This is a genomic window from Pigmentiphaga soli (genome assembly GCF_039541095.1).
GTDB classification, from domain to species: Bacteria; Pseudomonadota; Gammaproteobacteria; order Burkholderiales; family Burkholderiaceae_B; genus Pigmentiphaga; species Pigmentiphaga soli.
In genome coordinates this window covers 22,721-36,331 of record NZ_BAABFO010000021.1, presented here as the reverse complement: position 1 = coordinate 36,331, position 13,611 = coordinate 22,721, and the positions used below count along the sequence as shown (strand labels likewise).

The following is a 13,611-nucleotide window of genomic DNA, read 5'->3' as shown; positions in this document are numbered from 1 at the left end:
CGCCATGAGCTCACCTATCAGCAACGTCCGCCCCGAACCGGACCAGGTCATCGTCGACATCGTCGACTACGTGCTCGACTACCGCATCGACAGCCGGCTGGCCTACGAGACCGCGCGCAACTGCCTGATCGACACGCTGGGCTGCGGCCTGGAAGCGCTCGAATACCCCGCCTGCACCAAGCTGCTGGGCCCGATCGTGCCGGGCACCATCGTGCCGCACGGCGCCAAGGTGCCCGGCACCCAGTTCCAGCTCGACCCGGTGCAGGCCGCCTTCAACATCGGCGCGATGATCCGCTGGCTGGACTTCAACGACACCTGGCTGGCCGCCGAATGGGGCCATCCGTCCGACAACCTGGGCGGCATCCTGGCCACCGCCGACTGGATCTCGCGCAACGCGGTGGCGGCCGGCAAGCCGCCGCTGGCGATGAAGGCCGTGCTGACGGCGATGATCAAGGCGCACGAAATCCAGGGCTGCATCGCGCTGGAGAACTCCTTCAACCGCGTCGGGCTCGACCACGTGGTGCTGGTCAAGGTCGCTTCCACCGCCGTCGTCGCGCAAATGCTGGGCCTGTCGCGCGACGAGATCATCAACGCGGTGTCGCTGGCCTGGGTCGACGGCCAGAGCCTGCGCACCTACCGCCACGCACCCAACACCGGCTCGCGCAAGAGCTGGGCGGCGGGCGACGCCACCAGCCGCGCGGTGCGCCTGGCGCTGATGGCGCGCACCGGCGAGATGGGCTATCCCTCGGTGCTGACGGCCAAGACCTGGGGCTTCTACGACGTGCTGTTCAAGGGCCGCCCGTTCGCGTTCCAGCGGCCCTACGGCAGCTACGTGATGGAGAACGTGCTGTTCAAGATCTCGTTCCCGGCCGAGTTCCACGCCCAGACCGCGGTCGAGGCGGCGGTGGCGCTGCACGCGAAGCTGCGGGCGCTGGGCCGCAGCGTGGACGACATCCGCAAGATCACCATCCGCACCCACGAAGCCTGCATCCGGATCATCGACAAGAAAGGCCCTCTGTCCAACCCGGCCGACCGCGACCACTGCATCCAGTACATGGTGGCGGTCCCGCTGCTGTTCGGCACGCTGGCCGCCGAGCACTACGAAGACGTCGTGGCGATCGATCCGCGCATCGACGCGTTGCGCGACCGCATCGTCTGCGTCGAAGACCCGGCCTTCACCGCCGACTACCTCGACCCGGCCAAGCGTTCGATCGCCAACGGCCTGACGGTCGAATTCACCGACGGCACGACGCTGCCGGAGGAACTGGTGGAATACCCCATCGGCCACCGGCGCCGGCGCGCCGACGGCATCCCGCTGCTGGTGGCGAAGTTCGAAACCAACCTGGCGCGCCGCTTCCCGCCCAGGCAGCAGCGGGCCATCCTCGAAGCCTCGCTCGACCAGGCGCGGCTGGAAGCCATGCCGGTGCACGAATACGTGGACCTGTACGTGATCTGACACGGAGCCGCGATGCCCCCCTCTTCGCGCAAGCACGCCACCGCCGTCCGCGTCGGCATCGGCGGCTGGAACTATGCGCCCTGGCGCGAAACCTTCTATCCGCCCGACCTGCCGCAAATCCGCGAACTGGAATACGCCAGCCGCCAGGTCACGGCGATCGAGATCAACAGCACCTACTACGGCACGCAAAAGCCCGCCACCTTCGCCAAGTGGCGCGAGCAGACGCCCGACGGCTTCGTGTTCGCGCTGAAAGCCTCGCGCTACGCCACCAACCGCCGCGTGCTGGCCGAGGCGGGCGAATCGGTGCGGCGCTTCGTCGGCAGCGGCATCGCCGAACTCGGCGACAAGCTCGGACCCATCGTCTGGCAGTTCGCGCCCACCAAGGTATTCGACGCCGAAGATTTCGCCGCCTTCCTCGAACTGCTGCCGGAAAAAGTGGACGGCCGGCCGCTGCGCCACGTGCTGGAAGTGCGCCATCCGAGCTTCGCCGACGCAGGCTACCTGGCGCTGGCCCGCCGCCATGGCGCGGCCACCGTATTCACCGATTCCGGCGAATTCCCGTCGATGGCCGACCTTACCGGCGACTTCGTCTATGCGCGGCTGATGGCCAGCCGCGCTTCGCTGAAAACGGGCTACCGCGCGGCCGAACTGGATGCCTGGGCCGGGCGCGCCCGGGCCTGGGCGCGCGGCGCCGAGCCCGACGACCTGCCCCGCGTCGAACCGGCCCGGCCGGGCGGCGCGGCGCGCGACGTATTCGTATTTTTCATCAACGGCGCCAAGGAACGCGCGCCGGCCGCCGCGCAGGCCCTGCTTGCGCGGCTGGCTTCCGGGGACTCCGCATGAAGCAATTGTCCAGGTATTTCCTGCGCGGGCTGATCACCATCCTGCCGCTCGCCCTCACGCTGTATCTGCTGTTCATCTTCCTGGCCGGCACCGAGGCCATCGCGCTGGCCTTGCTGCGGCCATTCATCGGCAGCTTCTACGTGCCGGGCATGGGCCTGTTGCTGGGCGTGCTGATCATCATCGCGGTGGGCATGCTGGTATCGAAGCACCGCGTGCGCCGCATCCTGTCGCTGGTCGAAATGCCGTTCACCACGGTCCCCGTGGTCAAAAGCATCTATTCGTCGCTGAAGAGTTTCGCCGACTATTTCTCGCCCGGCGGCAAGCAGAACGGCCAGCAGGTCGTGATCCTGCGCATACCGGGCAACGACATGGAACTGGTGGGGCTGGTGACGCGGGTGGGCGTGGACGACCTGCCGCCCGGCTTCATGCCGGGCAACCGGGTGGCCGTCTACCTGCCGATGGGCTATATGATCGGCGGCTATACCGTGTTCGTCCCGGCCGAATGGACCACGCCCATCGAAATGTCGGTGGAAGAGGCGATGCGATCGTCGCTGATCGCCTGGATGGCGGCGCGGCCGGTGACGGGCTGGACGGCGGGCCGCGCGCCCGAGGCGCCCCCGCCATCGCCCCCGCCGCCGGCGCCCTGAACGGGACGCCCCGGACGGGCCGCCATGAAGGCGGACGCCCGGCCGCGAGGCATCCCGATCGCCGGCGCTACAGGTCGAGCTTGGTGATCTTGCTGCCCTGCACCGTCAGATTGGCCATCAGCCCGGCGTTGGTCAGCGCGAAGGCCACCACCGGCGCCCGCGCGGTGTTGCTGTCGATGCCGCCGTTGACGCCCACCTTGGCCACCGCCACCGAGCCGTCGACGCCGGCCGTCCAGCCGCTGGCGTTCTTGAAGCGGTCCAGCTCGGCCTCGTTCATGAACATGATGATGACCGCGCGTGATTGGGCGCCGGCCTGGAAGCCGAACGAGCCGCCCGCCACGCGGTAGTAGCCATTGTTGCTGCCGCCCTGGCGCAGCACGCCTTCGCCGTACTCGCCGCCGATCACGAAGCCGGCCGACACCACTTGCGGGAAGATCAGGATGCCGCGCGCCTTGGCGCCCATTTCGCGCGCTCCGGGCACCGAAGAATACAGGCGGGCCAGCGCATCGTCGGCGCCGGCGTTGATCTTCGCGCGCCGTTCGGTGGGGGTCTGGTCGTTGACTCCCTGGCCGGTGGTGGTGCAGCCGGCCAGGGCCAGCGCGCCGGCAGCGGCCACGGCATACAGCAGACGACGACGTTCCATGAGGATCTCCTGTTCTTGCTGTGTTGTGACGGATATCGAAGACACGACGCAGCGTGCGGCCGCCAGGCGGCCCATGCTGGCCTGAGCCAGTATTCGGAATTTGCCTCGCCTAATCAACGCCGAGACTGAAACATTCGTATCGGCGCTTGCCTTTGCCTCGCCGCGATTTGGAGCTGGCCCGGCTCGCGACCGGCGCCTTTCCGTTTGCTTAATTACGCGGCGACGCGAAACGGTACACGGCCAGCGTGGCGCGCCAGCCGGCAAGCGTGCGCACCTCGCGGCTGCCGGCGAATGTGGCGCGCGCCACGATGCGCAGGCCCAGCCGGGCGGCCAGGTCTTCGAAATCCTTCAGCGTGCACAGGTGGATATTGGGCGTGTCGTACCACTGGTAGGGCATCTGCCCCGTCACCGGCATGCGGCCGCGCAGCAGCGACCAGCTGTGGGTCCAGTGGCCGAAGTTCGGGAACGACACGATGCCTTCGCGCCCGACCCGCGCCATCTCGGCCAGAATGCGCTCGGTGTTGTGCATGGCCTGCAGGGTCTGCGACAGGACCACCGTATCGAAATGGCCGTCCTCGAACAGCGCCAGGCCGTCTTCCAGGTTCTGCTGGATCACGTTGACGCCACGCCGCACGCACGCGATCACGCGTTCGTCGTCGATCTCCACGCCGACCGTGCTAGCCTGCTGGGCGTCGCGCAGATGGGCCAGCAGCGTGCCGTCGCCGCAGCCCAGGTCGAGCACGCGTGAGCCGTTCGGTATCCACTGCGCGATGCGCGCAAGATCGGGCCGCAGCAATGCGCCGCCGGCCGACGGTCTGGCCTGGGTTTGCGCGCTGCCGTCGGTGAAAGTGGCGCTCATGGCCGCCCCTCCGCCGCGCCCAGCCCCAGCTGGCCGGCGATGCGGTCGTAATAGGCGCGCACCACGGCGTGGTAGCGGCGGTCGTCGAGCAGGAAGGCGTCGTGCCCGTGCGGCGCGTCGATCTCGGCGTAGGTGACCGGCCGGCCGTTGCGCAGCAGGGCCTGCACGATCTCGCGCGAACAGGAGGGCGGAAAGCGCCAGTCGGTGGTGAACGAGGTCAGCAGGAATTCGGCCTGCACCGGCGCCAGCGCCCGCGCCAGGTCGCCGCCGGTGGACTTGGCCGGATCGAAATAATCGAGCGCGCGGGTGATCAGCAGATAGGTATTGGCGTCGAAATAGCGCGAGAATTTCTCGCCCTGGTAGCGCAGATAGGACTCGACCTCGAACTCGACGTCGTAGCCGTAGCGGAAGGCGCCGTCGGCGGCGGGCGCGCGCTGGGCGCGGCCGAATTTCTCGGCCATGTCGTCGCCCGACAGGTAGGTGATGTGGCCGATCATGCGCGCCACCGCCAGCCCGCGGCGCGGGATGGCGCCGTGCGCGTAGAAATCGCCTCCGTGGAACTCAGGATCGGTGATGATGGCCCGGCGCGCCACTTCGTTGAAGGCGATGTTCTGCGCCGACAGCCGCGGCGTGCTGGCGATGACCACGCAATGCGCCACGCGCTCGGGATACGCGATGGCCCAGCTCAGCGCCTGCATGCCGCCCAGCGAACCGCCCATCACCGCGGCGAAGCGTTCGATGCCCAGCATGTCGGCCACCCGCGCCTGGGCATTGACCCAGTCTTCCACCGTGACCACCGGGAACGACGCCCCATAGGGACGCCCGGTGGCCGGATCGATGCTGGCCGGCCCGGTGGAGCCGAAACACGAACCGAGGTTGTTGATGCCGATCACGAAGAAGCGGTTGGTGTCGACCGGCTTGCCCGGGCCGACCATGTTGTCCCACCAGCCCACGTCGGACGGGTCTTGCGCGCTGATGCCGGCCACGTGGTGCGATGCGTTCAGCGCATGGCAGACCAGCACCGCGTTGCTGCGCGCGGCATTGAGCGTGCCGTAGGTTTCGACGGTGAGCGAATACGGGCCGAACGCGGCGCCGCTGGCCAGCTGCAGCGGTTCGGAAAAAGTGATCGAGCGGGGCGACACCACGCCCACCGAATCGGGGCCGGGCACGGCGGCGGGGGGGACGTCCAGGTAGGCGGCGAGCGCTTCTTCCAGGCGCGTATCGGGGGCGGACAAGATCGGTTCTCTTTAGCAGGATTTATGAGGCGCCCGCAAGCGGATGGCAAATCGGCGCCAATGAAGCCGAGAAATTGTAGCCCAACCAACCGCGGCCCGCCGGAACGGCATGAGCTTATACCAGCTCCCCGGGGCGCCACGCGCCTTCCGTGGCGCATGGACCCGCGCGCCACCCACCCAGGATGCGGCGGATCCGGCTCCGCCGGTCCGCCCGCATCGCCCCCTTGAGGGGGTGCGGCCGCAGGCCGCGCGGGGGTGGGCCTCCCCTCGGCGCGCGAAGCGCGCAGGGAGGTCATATCAATCCGCGCAGGATGGCCTGCGCCACCGCGGCCTGCTTGTTGTTGACCTGCAGCTTGGCGAAGGCATTGCCCAGGTGGAAATTGACCGTCCGTTCGCCCACTTCGAGGATGCACGCGGTCTCCCAGCTGGTCTTGCCCACCGCGGCCCAGCGCAGGCATTCCCGTTCGCGCGCCGACAGCTTGACCGCGGCCGGCCCGCGCGCGGCCGACAGCCGCAGATAGGCATCGAACACCAGCCCGGCCGCGTGGCAGGCGAGCGAGGCCAGCATGTCGTAATCGAACGGTTCGCCGGCCACGCCGCCGAAACCGAGCGCGAAGCCTGCCGCCAGGTTGGACGGCCGCAGCGGTTCGGCCACCAGCGCAATGCCGAAGCGCAGCCCGGCGCCCCCCGGCCATGAGGCGCCGGCGTCGTTGCCGGGCTCGATGCCGAACCAGCGGCGCGGCGGCCGCGCGCCGGAGGCGGCCGGCCGGGCCATCATGGCGGCCAGTTCGGGCTGCAGCGGCTGCCACCAGTCCGCGTCGTCGCAGCTCCACAGCAGCCGGCCCTGCTCTTCGCGATCCACCACCGCGAACACGTAGTGGCGGGCACCCAGTGCCCGCGAGAACCTGCGCACGACCGCGGGCAGATCGCTGCGCAGGCTGGCCACCGAGAGGCGGCGCAGCGTCTGCAGGGCTTCGAGCGGCCTGCATGCCACGCGGGCCGGCGTCGCAGGATGGCCGGCGCCGCACGGGGAAGTGAGCTTGGTCATGCCCGGGCGGATGTAACAGCAACGTTACAAGTCTATGCCCATCCCGGCAGTTATGCAAAAGCATCGGGACGAAAACGTCCGGCCCCGGATGTCCCGGCCGCGTGGGAGTGCCCACCGGCCGGCCTGTCTATCGAGACGCCCGCCTACTGGTTCAGCAGTTCGAGGTCCATCTCGGCGGCGCGGTTCAGGATGGCCGCCACCCGCGTCCGCAGCGCATTGGTATGGGCGCGCAGGATTTCCCGCTTGACGTCCAGCAGCTGCTGCGGATGCATGGAGAAGTGCGTCAGCCCGAGCCCGAGCAGCAGGCGGGTCAGCTTGACGTCGCCCGCCATCTCGCCGCATACCGCCACCGGCTTGCCGCCGCGCGCGCCGGCATTGATGGCGTTGCTGATCAGGCGCAGCACCGCCGGATGCAGCGGGTCGTACAGGCCGCCGACGTCGGGGTCGGCGCGGTCGATGGCCAGGGTGTACTGGATCAGGTCGTTGGTGCCGATCGACAGGAAGTCGAAGGCTTCGACGAAGGGTTCGATAGCGATCGCCACCGCCGGCACCTCGACCATGGCGCCGACCTCTATCCGCTCGGCATAAGCCTGGCCGCGGTGGTCGAGCTCCTGGCGCGCCTGCGCGATCGCCGCATAGGCGGCGCGCACCTCGCGCAGGTTGGCCACCATCGGGATCAGGATCCGCACCGGGCCGTGGGCCGATGCGCGCAGCATGGCGCGCAGCTGGGTCTGGAACATTTCCGGCCGCGCCAGGCAGTAGCGGATGGCGCGCTGGCCCAGCGCCGGGTTGGTGGCCACGGTCGCCTCGCCGTCGAGCGTCTTGTCGGCGCCGATGTCGAGCGTGCGGATGGTGACCGGGCGCCCGGCCAGGGTGCGCACCACCGAGGCATAGGCCTGGTACTGCTCTTCCTCGCCCGGCAGGCTGTCGCGGCCCATGAACAGGAATTCGCTGCGGAACAGGCCGATGCCTTCGGCGCCGGCGTCCACCACGGCCTGCGCCTCTTCCGGCAGTTCGATGTTGGCTTCCAGGGAAATGGTCACGCCGTCGAGCGTGATGGCCGGCACGTCCCTGAGCGCGGCCAGGCCGGCGCGCGCCAGCGCGTATTCGGCCTGCCGCTGGCGGTACTCGGCCAGCACCCGCGGCGCGGGATTGACCAGCAGCACGCCCGCCTCGCCGTCGACCACCACGGTGTCGCCGTCGCGCACCAGCGTGCGCGCCACGCCCAGCGCCACCACCGCCGGCACGCCCATGCTGCGCGCCACGATCGCGGTGTGCGAGGTGCCGCCGCCGAGGTCGGTGACGAAGGCGGCGAAGCGGCCGCCGCGCAGCTTGAGCATGTCGGCCGGCGAAATGTCGTGGGCCACCACGATCAGCGGGTCGTCGTGCTCGGCCAGCTCGGACTCGCGCAGCGCCGGCCGCATGCCGTCGATGTCGGCCAGCGCGTGCAGCACGCGCTCGATCACCTGGCGGATGTCGCTGCCGCGCTCGCGCATGTACTCGTCTTCCATCAGCGCGAACTGCTCGCCCAGCGCCTGGCCCTGGGCGGTCAGCGCCCATTCGGCGTTGTAGTGGCGCGTGCGGATGATCTCCATCGGCTCGAACGAGATCATCGGGTCGGCCAGAATCATGCTGTGCACCTGCAGGAAGGCGCCCAGCTCGCGCGGCACGTCGGCCGGCAGTTCGCGCGCCAGCGCGGCCAGTTCCAGCCCGGCGGTATCGATGGCCGCCTGCAGCCGCGCGCACTCGGCCTCGACCTCGTCGGCGCCGATCCGGTAGTGCGAAACCTCCAGCGCCGCCGCGCCGATCACCACCGCGCGGCCGATCGCATAGCCCCTGGAGACGCCCAGCCCGTGCAGGGCCAGCATGGTGGTATCCATTGGTGCCCGCTTGCCTTATTCGGCCTCGCCGAACTTCTGCCGGAACAGATCCTCGATCTGCCGCAACGCCTCGTCGGCGTCGTCGCCCTCGGCGTCGACCCTGACCGTGATCCCCAGCCCGGCCGCCAGCATCATCACGCCCATGATGCTCTTGGCATTGACCCGGCGGCTGCCGCGCGCGATGTGGATGTCGCTGCGGAAGCGGCCGGCCAGCTGGGTCAGCTTGGCCGAGGCCCGCGCATGCAGGCCCAGCTTGTTGGAAATCACGATATCGACAGCCGGCATCTCATCCCTTCCATTCTTTCAACAGCACTCGACCTATTCAGGGCGCCGCGGATCCGGCTTTGCCGGTCCGCTGGAGCCGCCCCCTTGAGGGGGCGCGGCCGCAGGCCGCGCGGGGGTGGGCTTCCCCTCCGGTCCGCGCGCATCGCCCCCTAGGGGGCGCGCGAAGCGCGTAGGGGGGGCCTCCATTTCCAGGATAGCGTGCGCGCCGCCGTCGAGCACGCGCTGCACCGTTTCGTCCAGCGGCAGGTGGCGATTGGTGAGAGCGCGCAGCAACATGGGCAGGTTGGTGCCGGCCACGACGGAGGTGGGAATACCCGCATCGTTGGCCAGGTGCGCCGCCTTGTCGGCCTGGTTCGACGGCGTGGCGCCGACCACGTCGGTCAGCACCAGCACGCCCTCGCCGCGATCCACCGCCGCGATACGGTTGCGCACGGCGTCCAGCGTCTTCCCAGGATCATCGTCGGCACCGACATCGTAGGCCACGACGTCGGACACGGTACCGAACACATGCGTGGCACAGGACAACAAGGAACTAGCCAGCGGCGCATGCGCAACAATTACGACCCCGGCCATGGTTATGGCCCCCCCCCTACGCGCTTCGCGCGCCCCCCGGGGGGCGATGCGAGCGGACCGGCGGAGCCGGATCCGCCGCATCCTGGAGGGGGGAGCGGCATGCGGGGGGCGGGGCATGGTTGAGGTTTCATATCGCTGCCTCCAGCGCTTCGACGAACATCGCGCCCACGTCGAAGCCCGTCTGTTCGGTGATTTCGCAGAAAGTGGTGGGGCTGGTGACGTTGATTTCGGTGACGTAGTCGCCGATCACGTCGAGCCCTACCAGCAGCAGGCCGCGGGCGGCCAGGACCGGGCCGAGTTCGAGGGCGATTTCGCGGTCGCGCGGCGACAGAGGCTGGGCCACGCCGCGGCCGCCGGCGGCCAGGTTGCCGCGCGTTTCGCCGGCTTGCGGGATGCGCGCCAGCGCGTAGGGCACCGGCTGGCCGGCGATCAGCAGCACCCGCTTGTCGCCCAGCTCGATCTCGGGAATGAAACGCTGCGCCATGATGGTCCGCCGGCCGTCGTCGGTAAGGGTTTCCAGGATGGCGTTCAGGTTGAGTTCGTTCTCGCGCAGCCGGAAAATGCCGGTGCCGCCCATGCCGTCCAGCGGCTTGACGATCACGTCGCGCTGCTGCCGGTGGAAGGCCTTGAGCCGCTCGATGTCGCGCGTGACCAGCGTGGGCGCCGTCAGGTGCGGGAATTCGGCAATCGCCAGCTTCTCGGGATGGTTGCGGATCGCGGCGCCGGAATTGAACACCCGCGCGCCCTGCGCCTCGGCGCGTTCGAGCAGGTGGGTGGAATAGACGTATTCCATGTCGAACGGCGGGTCTTTGCGCATCAGCACCGCGTCGAACGCGGTGAGGGGCGCGTCGGCCGCCTCACCTTCGGTCCACCAATGATGGCCGTGCAGGTCGGCGCCTTCCACCAGCGACACGGGCCGCGACACCGTCCGCACGGCGCCGGCGTCGACGTACAGATCGCCCTGCAGCGCCACGCTCAGGCTGTGGCCGCGCGCCTGCAGCGCGCGCATCATCGCCACCGAGGTGTCCTTGTAGGCCTTGAGTTCGGGCAGCGGGTCGAGAATCAGCAATACATGCATGGTCGCCTCGGAACGGCGCCCTCGCGCGCGCCAGGAAAGGACGTCGATTCTAACAAGTTGGAGGCGAAAGGCGCCCGGCGCAAGCCCCGTCCGGATCCCGGGCGGCCAGACGGCAAAAAAAGGACCGCGACAGCGGTCCGTTGTTTTTACCCGGCGGATGGGAACGGATGCGCCCCCTATTTGGGAATTTCGAATACTCCCGCTTCTATCAGCTTGCGCATCTGCTCGACATCGGCCTTGATCATATTGGCGGCGTCTTCCGGCGAGCCGATCTTGACCGCATAGCCCAGTTCGTTGATTTTTTTCGCGATTACAGGGTTGGTGACCGTGGTCCGCAACTCGGCGTTCATCTTGTCGATGATTTCCCTCGGCGTGCCCTTCGGCACGAATACCGTGAACCAGTTGACGTTGTAGACGCCCTTGTAGGCGCTTTCATCGCTGGTCTGGACATCGGGAACCATGGGATCGCGCTCCGGCGACAGCGCGGCGATGAACTTCAATTTACCGCTCTTGATTCCCGGCATGAAACTGGTCGCAAACCCGAAGCCGATGTCGACCACCCCGCTCATCAGATCCGCTTGCTGGGCGCCCGAGCCCGAATAGGGAATGACATTGAATTTGACGCCGGTGGCATGCTGAATGGTGCTGAGCGTGACGTGGCTCGTGCCGCCGATCCCATTGAGCGCCGCGTTGATCTTGCCGGGGTGGGCCTTGGCGTAGTCGATGAGCTCCTGGAACGTGTTGTAGGGCGTGTGCACGTTCGCCGCCACGAACAGGGTAGAAGTGGTGACCTGCGCGACGGGCACGATATCGACCTTGGGATCGTATGGCACGTTGGGCATGAAATTCGCGTTCACCACCGGCGTGCCGGACGTCATCATCATCGTGTAGCCATCGGGCGCGGCCCTGGCTGCGGCGGCGGTTCCTATCGTTCCCGATGCGCCGCCCTTGAAATCGGGCACGAAAGTATGCCCCAGTCTCTGGCTCATATCGCCGAAGATGACCCGGGCCAGGGGATCGGTTCCTCCGCCCGCGGCCCAGGGTATGATGACGCGGACCACGCGGCTGGGCCAGTCCGTTTCGGCATGAGCGGCGCCGGGAGCCAGGCCTGCGAAGGAACTTACACTCAAGGCAACCGCAAGAAAGCTGGATCGTGCTTTCATTTTCTGTCTCCCCAACATCTCGTTCTGGTGTTGGCAAAAAAGCAGGCCTTTGTTAAATGTTATAATGACATATCTTTCTCGGCTCAGTCAATGTGTCTGCGTCCCGCCAGGCTCCATGGGCGCGGGATGAACGCGAGAGCCCTCTTCAAACTTGTGACGTAGAACTGATGGTGCAAACAGAAAAAGCTATCGCGGGGGGAAGCCTGCACGACCAAGTCCGCCGGGACTTGCTGGCCCGCATCGCCAATGGCGACTACCAACCCGGCGATATGCTGCCCACGGAAGAAGCCCTGTGTAAGCACTATGGAGTGAGCCGGATCACCATCCGCCGGGCCATCACGGATCTGGTATCGCAGTTCGTTCTGAGCCGCCGCCGCGGTGTCGGCACCGTCGTGCGCTACAACGGCGCCGGTAAACGATTCTTCCGCCTGTCAGGGTTCTTCGAAGACATTTCGCTGCTCGAACAAGTCGTCCTTGCCGATGAAGTGCTTCCCGCCGAAGGAAGGGCCGCTGCCGCCCTGAAAGTGGAACCCGGCACCAAGATCAGGCGGGTGCGATTCGTCACCCGCCACGACAAGGAGTGCTTCACGCTGGGCGATTCCTACCTGCCTACCGAGAAATCAAGCGCCTGGGGGCCGCGAATCGACAGGGCCACCCAGGAACTGCACGCGATATTGGCGGACGAATGGATCGCCGACGTGCTCGAAGTGGAGGTCGGCCGCCCCTTGCTCGCGGCTCACCGCACTTATTTCGACCAGAACGACCGGCCGGTGCGATACCTCTACGCCCGATACCATCCCGAACACTACCGCTTCATCGTCGATCTGCAACCCAGCCAGGGCCGCCCCGTTTCCGAAAAGGAACTGTCCACCCCTTAGCGGCCGCGCCCCGGAACCGCCGCGTTCCCTATTTGGGAATTTCGAATACTCCCGCTTTTATCAGCTTGCGCATCTGCTCGACATCGGCCTTGATCATATTGGCGGCGTCTTCCGGCGAGCCGATCTTGACCGCATAGCCCAGTTCGTTGATTTTTTTCGCGATTACAGGATTGGTGACCGTGGTCCGCAACTCGGCGTTCATCTTGTCGATGATTTCCCTCGGCGTGCCCTTCGGCACGAATACCGTGAACCAGTTGATGTCGTAGGCCCCCTTGTAGGCGCTTTCATCGCTGGCCTGGACATCGGGAACCATGGGATCGCGCTCCGGCGCCAGCGCGGCGATGAACTTCAATTTACCGCCCTTGATTCCCGGCATGAAACTGGTCGAGAAACCGCAGCCGATATCGACCACCCCGCTCATCAGATCCGCCTGCTGGGCGCCCGTACCCGCATAAGGCACGACATGGAATTTGACGCCGGTGACATGCTGAATGGTGCTGAGCGCTCTGTGGCTCGTGCTGCCGAACCCGTTGAACGCGGCGTTCACCTTGTCGGGGTGGGCCTTGGCGTAGTCGACGAGCTCCTGGAACGTGTTGTAGGGGGTATGCACGTTCGCCGCCACGAAGGTGGGAGACGTGGTGACCTGCGCGACGGGCACGATATCGACCTTGGGATCGTATGGCACGTTGGGCATGAAATTCGCGTTCACCACCGGCGCGCCGGACGTCATCATCATGGTGTAGCCATCGGGCGCGGCCCTGGCTGCCGCGGCGGTTCCTATCGTTCCCGATGCGCCGCCCTTGAAATCGGGCACGAAAGTATGCCCCAGTCTCTGGCTCATATCGCCGAAGATGACCCGGGCCAGGGGGTCGGTTCCTCCGCCCGCGGCCCAGGGTATGATGACGCGGACAACGCGGCTGGGCCAGTCCGTTTCGGCATGCACGGCGCCGGGAGCCACGCTTGCAAAAAGACTTGCATTCAAGGCAACCGCAAGAAAGCCGGATCGTGTTTTCATTTTCCCTC

At 67.3% G+C, this 13,611-nt stretch carries 14 protein-coding genes; 4 read left to right on the top strand and 10 right to left on the bottom strand.

The features are described 5' to 3' along the window. Positions 1-4 precede the first annotated feature (4 nt). Genes ABD927_RS18680 through ABD927_RS18670 form a run of 3 tightly spaced genes read left to right on the top strand, consistent with a single transcriptional unit; the run spans position 5 to position 2,946 of the window. Positions 5-1,456: a bifunctional 2-methylcitrate dehydratase/aconitate hydratase gene (locus tag ABD927_RS18680; RefSeq protein ID WP_345251355.1), complete on the top strand. Its 1,452-nt coding sequence runs from the start codon at positions 5-7 to the stop codon at positions 1,454-1,456. Positions 1,457-1,468: 12 nt separating this feature from the next. Further along, a complete protein-coding gene (locus tag ABD927_RS18675; RefSeq protein ID WP_345251354.1) occupies positions 1,469-2,299 on the top strand; it encodes a DUF72 domain-containing protein in 831 nt (276 codons plus the stop codon). Further along, entirely contained in the window at positions 2,296-2,946 is a 651-nt protein-coding gene (locus tag ABD927_RS18670) for a DUF502 domain-containing protein (RefSeq protein WP_345251353.1), read from the top strand. The genes ABD927_RS18675 and ABD927_RS18670 overlap by 4 nt, the downstream gene beginning before the upstream one ends. 67 nt (positions 2,947-3,013) lie before the next feature. Here ABD927_RS18670 and ABD927_RS18665 read toward each other — a convergent pair whose 3' ends face one another. From ABD927_RS18665 to ABD927_RS18625, 9 genes are all read right to left on the bottom strand, one after another. After that, positions 3,014-3,589 (bottom strand): BPSL1445 family SYLF domain-containing lipoprotein, encoded by a 576-nt coding sequence (locus tag ABD927_RS18665; protein ID WP_345251352.1) that lies wholly within the window; start codon positions 3,587-3,589, stop codon positions 3,014-3,016. A gap of 208 nt (positions 3,590-3,797) precedes the next feature. After that, on the bottom strand, positions 3,798-4,448 hold the full coding sequence (metW, locus tag ABD927_RS18660) for a methionine biosynthesis protein MetW (protein ID WP_345251351.1): 651 nt from the start codon (positions 4,446-4,448) through the stop codon (positions 3,798-3,800). Then, a complete protein-coding gene (metX, locus tag ABD927_RS18655) occupies positions 4,445-5,662 on the bottom strand; it encodes a homoserine O-succinyltransferase MetX (protein WP_345251410.1) in 1,218 nt (405 codons plus the stop codon). Before metX ends, metW begins: the two co-directional genes overlap by 4 nt. Before the next feature lie 313 nt (positions 5,663-5,975). Next, positions 5,976-6,731, bottom strand: coding sequence for a LuxR C-terminal-related transcriptional regulator (locus tag ABD927_RS18650; protein WP_345251350.1), 756 nt, complete (start codon positions 6,729-6,731; stop codon positions 5,976-5,978). 143 nt (positions 6,732-6,874) lie between these two features. Further along, on the bottom strand, positions 6,875-8,611 hold the full coding sequence (ptsP, locus tag ABD927_RS18645) for a phosphoenolpyruvate--protein phosphotransferase (RefSeq protein WP_345251349.1): 1,737 nt from the start codon (positions 8,609-8,611) through the stop codon (positions 6,875-6,877). Between the two features lie 15 nt (positions 8,612-8,626). Continuing rightward, positions 8,627-8,896 (bottom strand): HPr family phosphocarrier protein, encoded by a 270-nt coding sequence (locus tag ABD927_RS18640; RefSeq protein ID WP_345251348.1) that lies wholly within the window; start codon positions 8,894-8,896, stop codon positions 8,627-8,629. Positions 8,897-8,929: 33 nt separating this feature from the next. Next, positions 8,930-9,469, bottom strand: coding sequence for a PTS sugar transporter subunit IIA (locus ABD927_RS18635; RefSeq protein ID WP_345251347.1), 540 nt, complete (start codon positions 9,467-9,469; stop codon positions 8,930-8,932). Between the two features lie 127 nt (positions 9,470-9,596). Further along, on the bottom strand, positions 9,597-10,547 hold the full coding sequence (gene gshB, locus ABD927_RS18630) for a glutathione synthase (RefSeq protein ID WP_345251346.1): 951 nt from the start codon (positions 10,545-10,547) through the stop codon (positions 9,597-9,599). 176 nt (positions 10,548-10,723) lie between these two features. Then, a complete protein-coding gene (locus ABD927_RS18625; RefSeq protein WP_345251345.1) occupies positions 10,724-11,710 on the bottom strand; it encodes a Bug family tripartite tricarboxylate transporter substrate binding protein in 987 nt (328 codons plus the stop codon). A 167-nt stretch (positions 11,711-11,877) separates the two neighbouring features. On the opposite strand from ABD927_RS18625, the gene ABD927_RS18620 reads away from it, so the two are divergent. After that, entirely contained in the window at positions 11,878-12,588 is a 711-nt protein-coding gene (locus ABD927_RS18620) for a GntR family transcriptional regulator (protein WP_345251344.1), read from the top strand. Positions 12,589-12,616: 28 nt separating this feature from the next. Here the strand turns inward: ABD927_RS18620 and ABD927_RS18615 are convergent, their stop codons facing one another. Beyond that, a complete protein-coding gene (locus tag ABD927_RS18615) occupies positions 12,617-13,603 on the bottom strand; it encodes a Bug family tripartite tricarboxylate transporter substrate binding protein (RefSeq protein WP_345251343.1) in 987 nt (328 codons plus the stop codon). Positions 13,604-13,611 lie beyond the last annotated feature (8 nt).

What these genes read in the sequence shown, in the direction of transcription:
- ABD927_RS18680 (WP_345251355.1), top strand. Translation starts at nt 5, where the DNA reads ATGAGCTCACCTATCAGCAACGTCCGCCCCGAACCGGACCAGGTCATC.
- ABD927_RS18675 (WP_345251354.1), top strand. Translation starts at nt 1,469, where the DNA reads ATGCCCCCCTCTTCGCGCAAGCACGCCACCGCCGTCCGCGTCGGCATC.
- ABD927_RS18670 (WP_345251353.1), top strand. Translation starts at nt 2,296, where the DNA reads ATGAAGCAATTGTCCAGGTATTTCCTGCGCGGGCTGATCACCATCCTG.
- ABD927_RS18665 (WP_345251352.1), bottom strand. Translation starts at nt 3,589, where the DNA reads ATGGAACGTCGTCGTCTGCTGTATGCCGTGGCCGCTGCCGGCGCGCTG.
- metW (WP_345251351.1), bottom strand. Translation starts at nt 4,448, where the DNA reads ATGAGCGCCACTTTCACCGACGGCAGCGCGCAAACCCAGGCCAGACCG.
- ABD927_RS18650 (WP_345251350.1), bottom strand. Translation starts at nt 6,731, where the DNA reads ATGACCAAGCTCACTTCCCCGTGCGGCGCCGGCCATCCTGCGACGCCG.
- ptsP (WP_345251349.1), bottom strand. Translation starts at nt 8,611, where the DNA reads ATGGATACCACCATGCTGGCCCTGCACGGGCTGGGCGTCTCCAGGGGC.
- ABD927_RS18640 (WP_345251348.1), bottom strand. Translation starts at nt 8,896, where the DNA reads ATGCCGGCTGTCGATATCGTGATTTCCAACAAGCTGGGCCTGCATGCG.
- ABD927_RS18635 (WP_345251347.1), bottom strand. Translation starts at nt 9,469, where the DNA reads ATGGCCGGGGTCGTAATTGTTGCGCATGCGCCGCTGGCTAGTTCCTTG.
- gshB (WP_345251346.1), bottom strand. Translation starts at nt 10,547, where the DNA reads ATGCATGTATTGCTGATTCTCGACCCGCTGCCCGAACTCAAGGCCTAC.
- ABD927_RS18625 (WP_345251345.1), bottom strand. Translation starts at nt 11,710, where the DNA reads ATGAAAGCACGATCCAGCTTTCTTGCGGTTGCCTTGAGTGTAAGTTCC.
- ABD927_RS18620 (WP_345251344.1), top strand. Translation starts at nt 11,878, where the DNA reads ATGGTGCAAACAGAAAAAGCTATCGCGGGGGGAAGCCTGCACGACCAA.
- ABD927_RS18615 (WP_345251343.1), bottom strand. Translation starts at nt 13,603, where the DNA reads ATGAAAACACGATCCGGCTTTCTTGCGGTTGCCTTGAATGCAAGTCTT.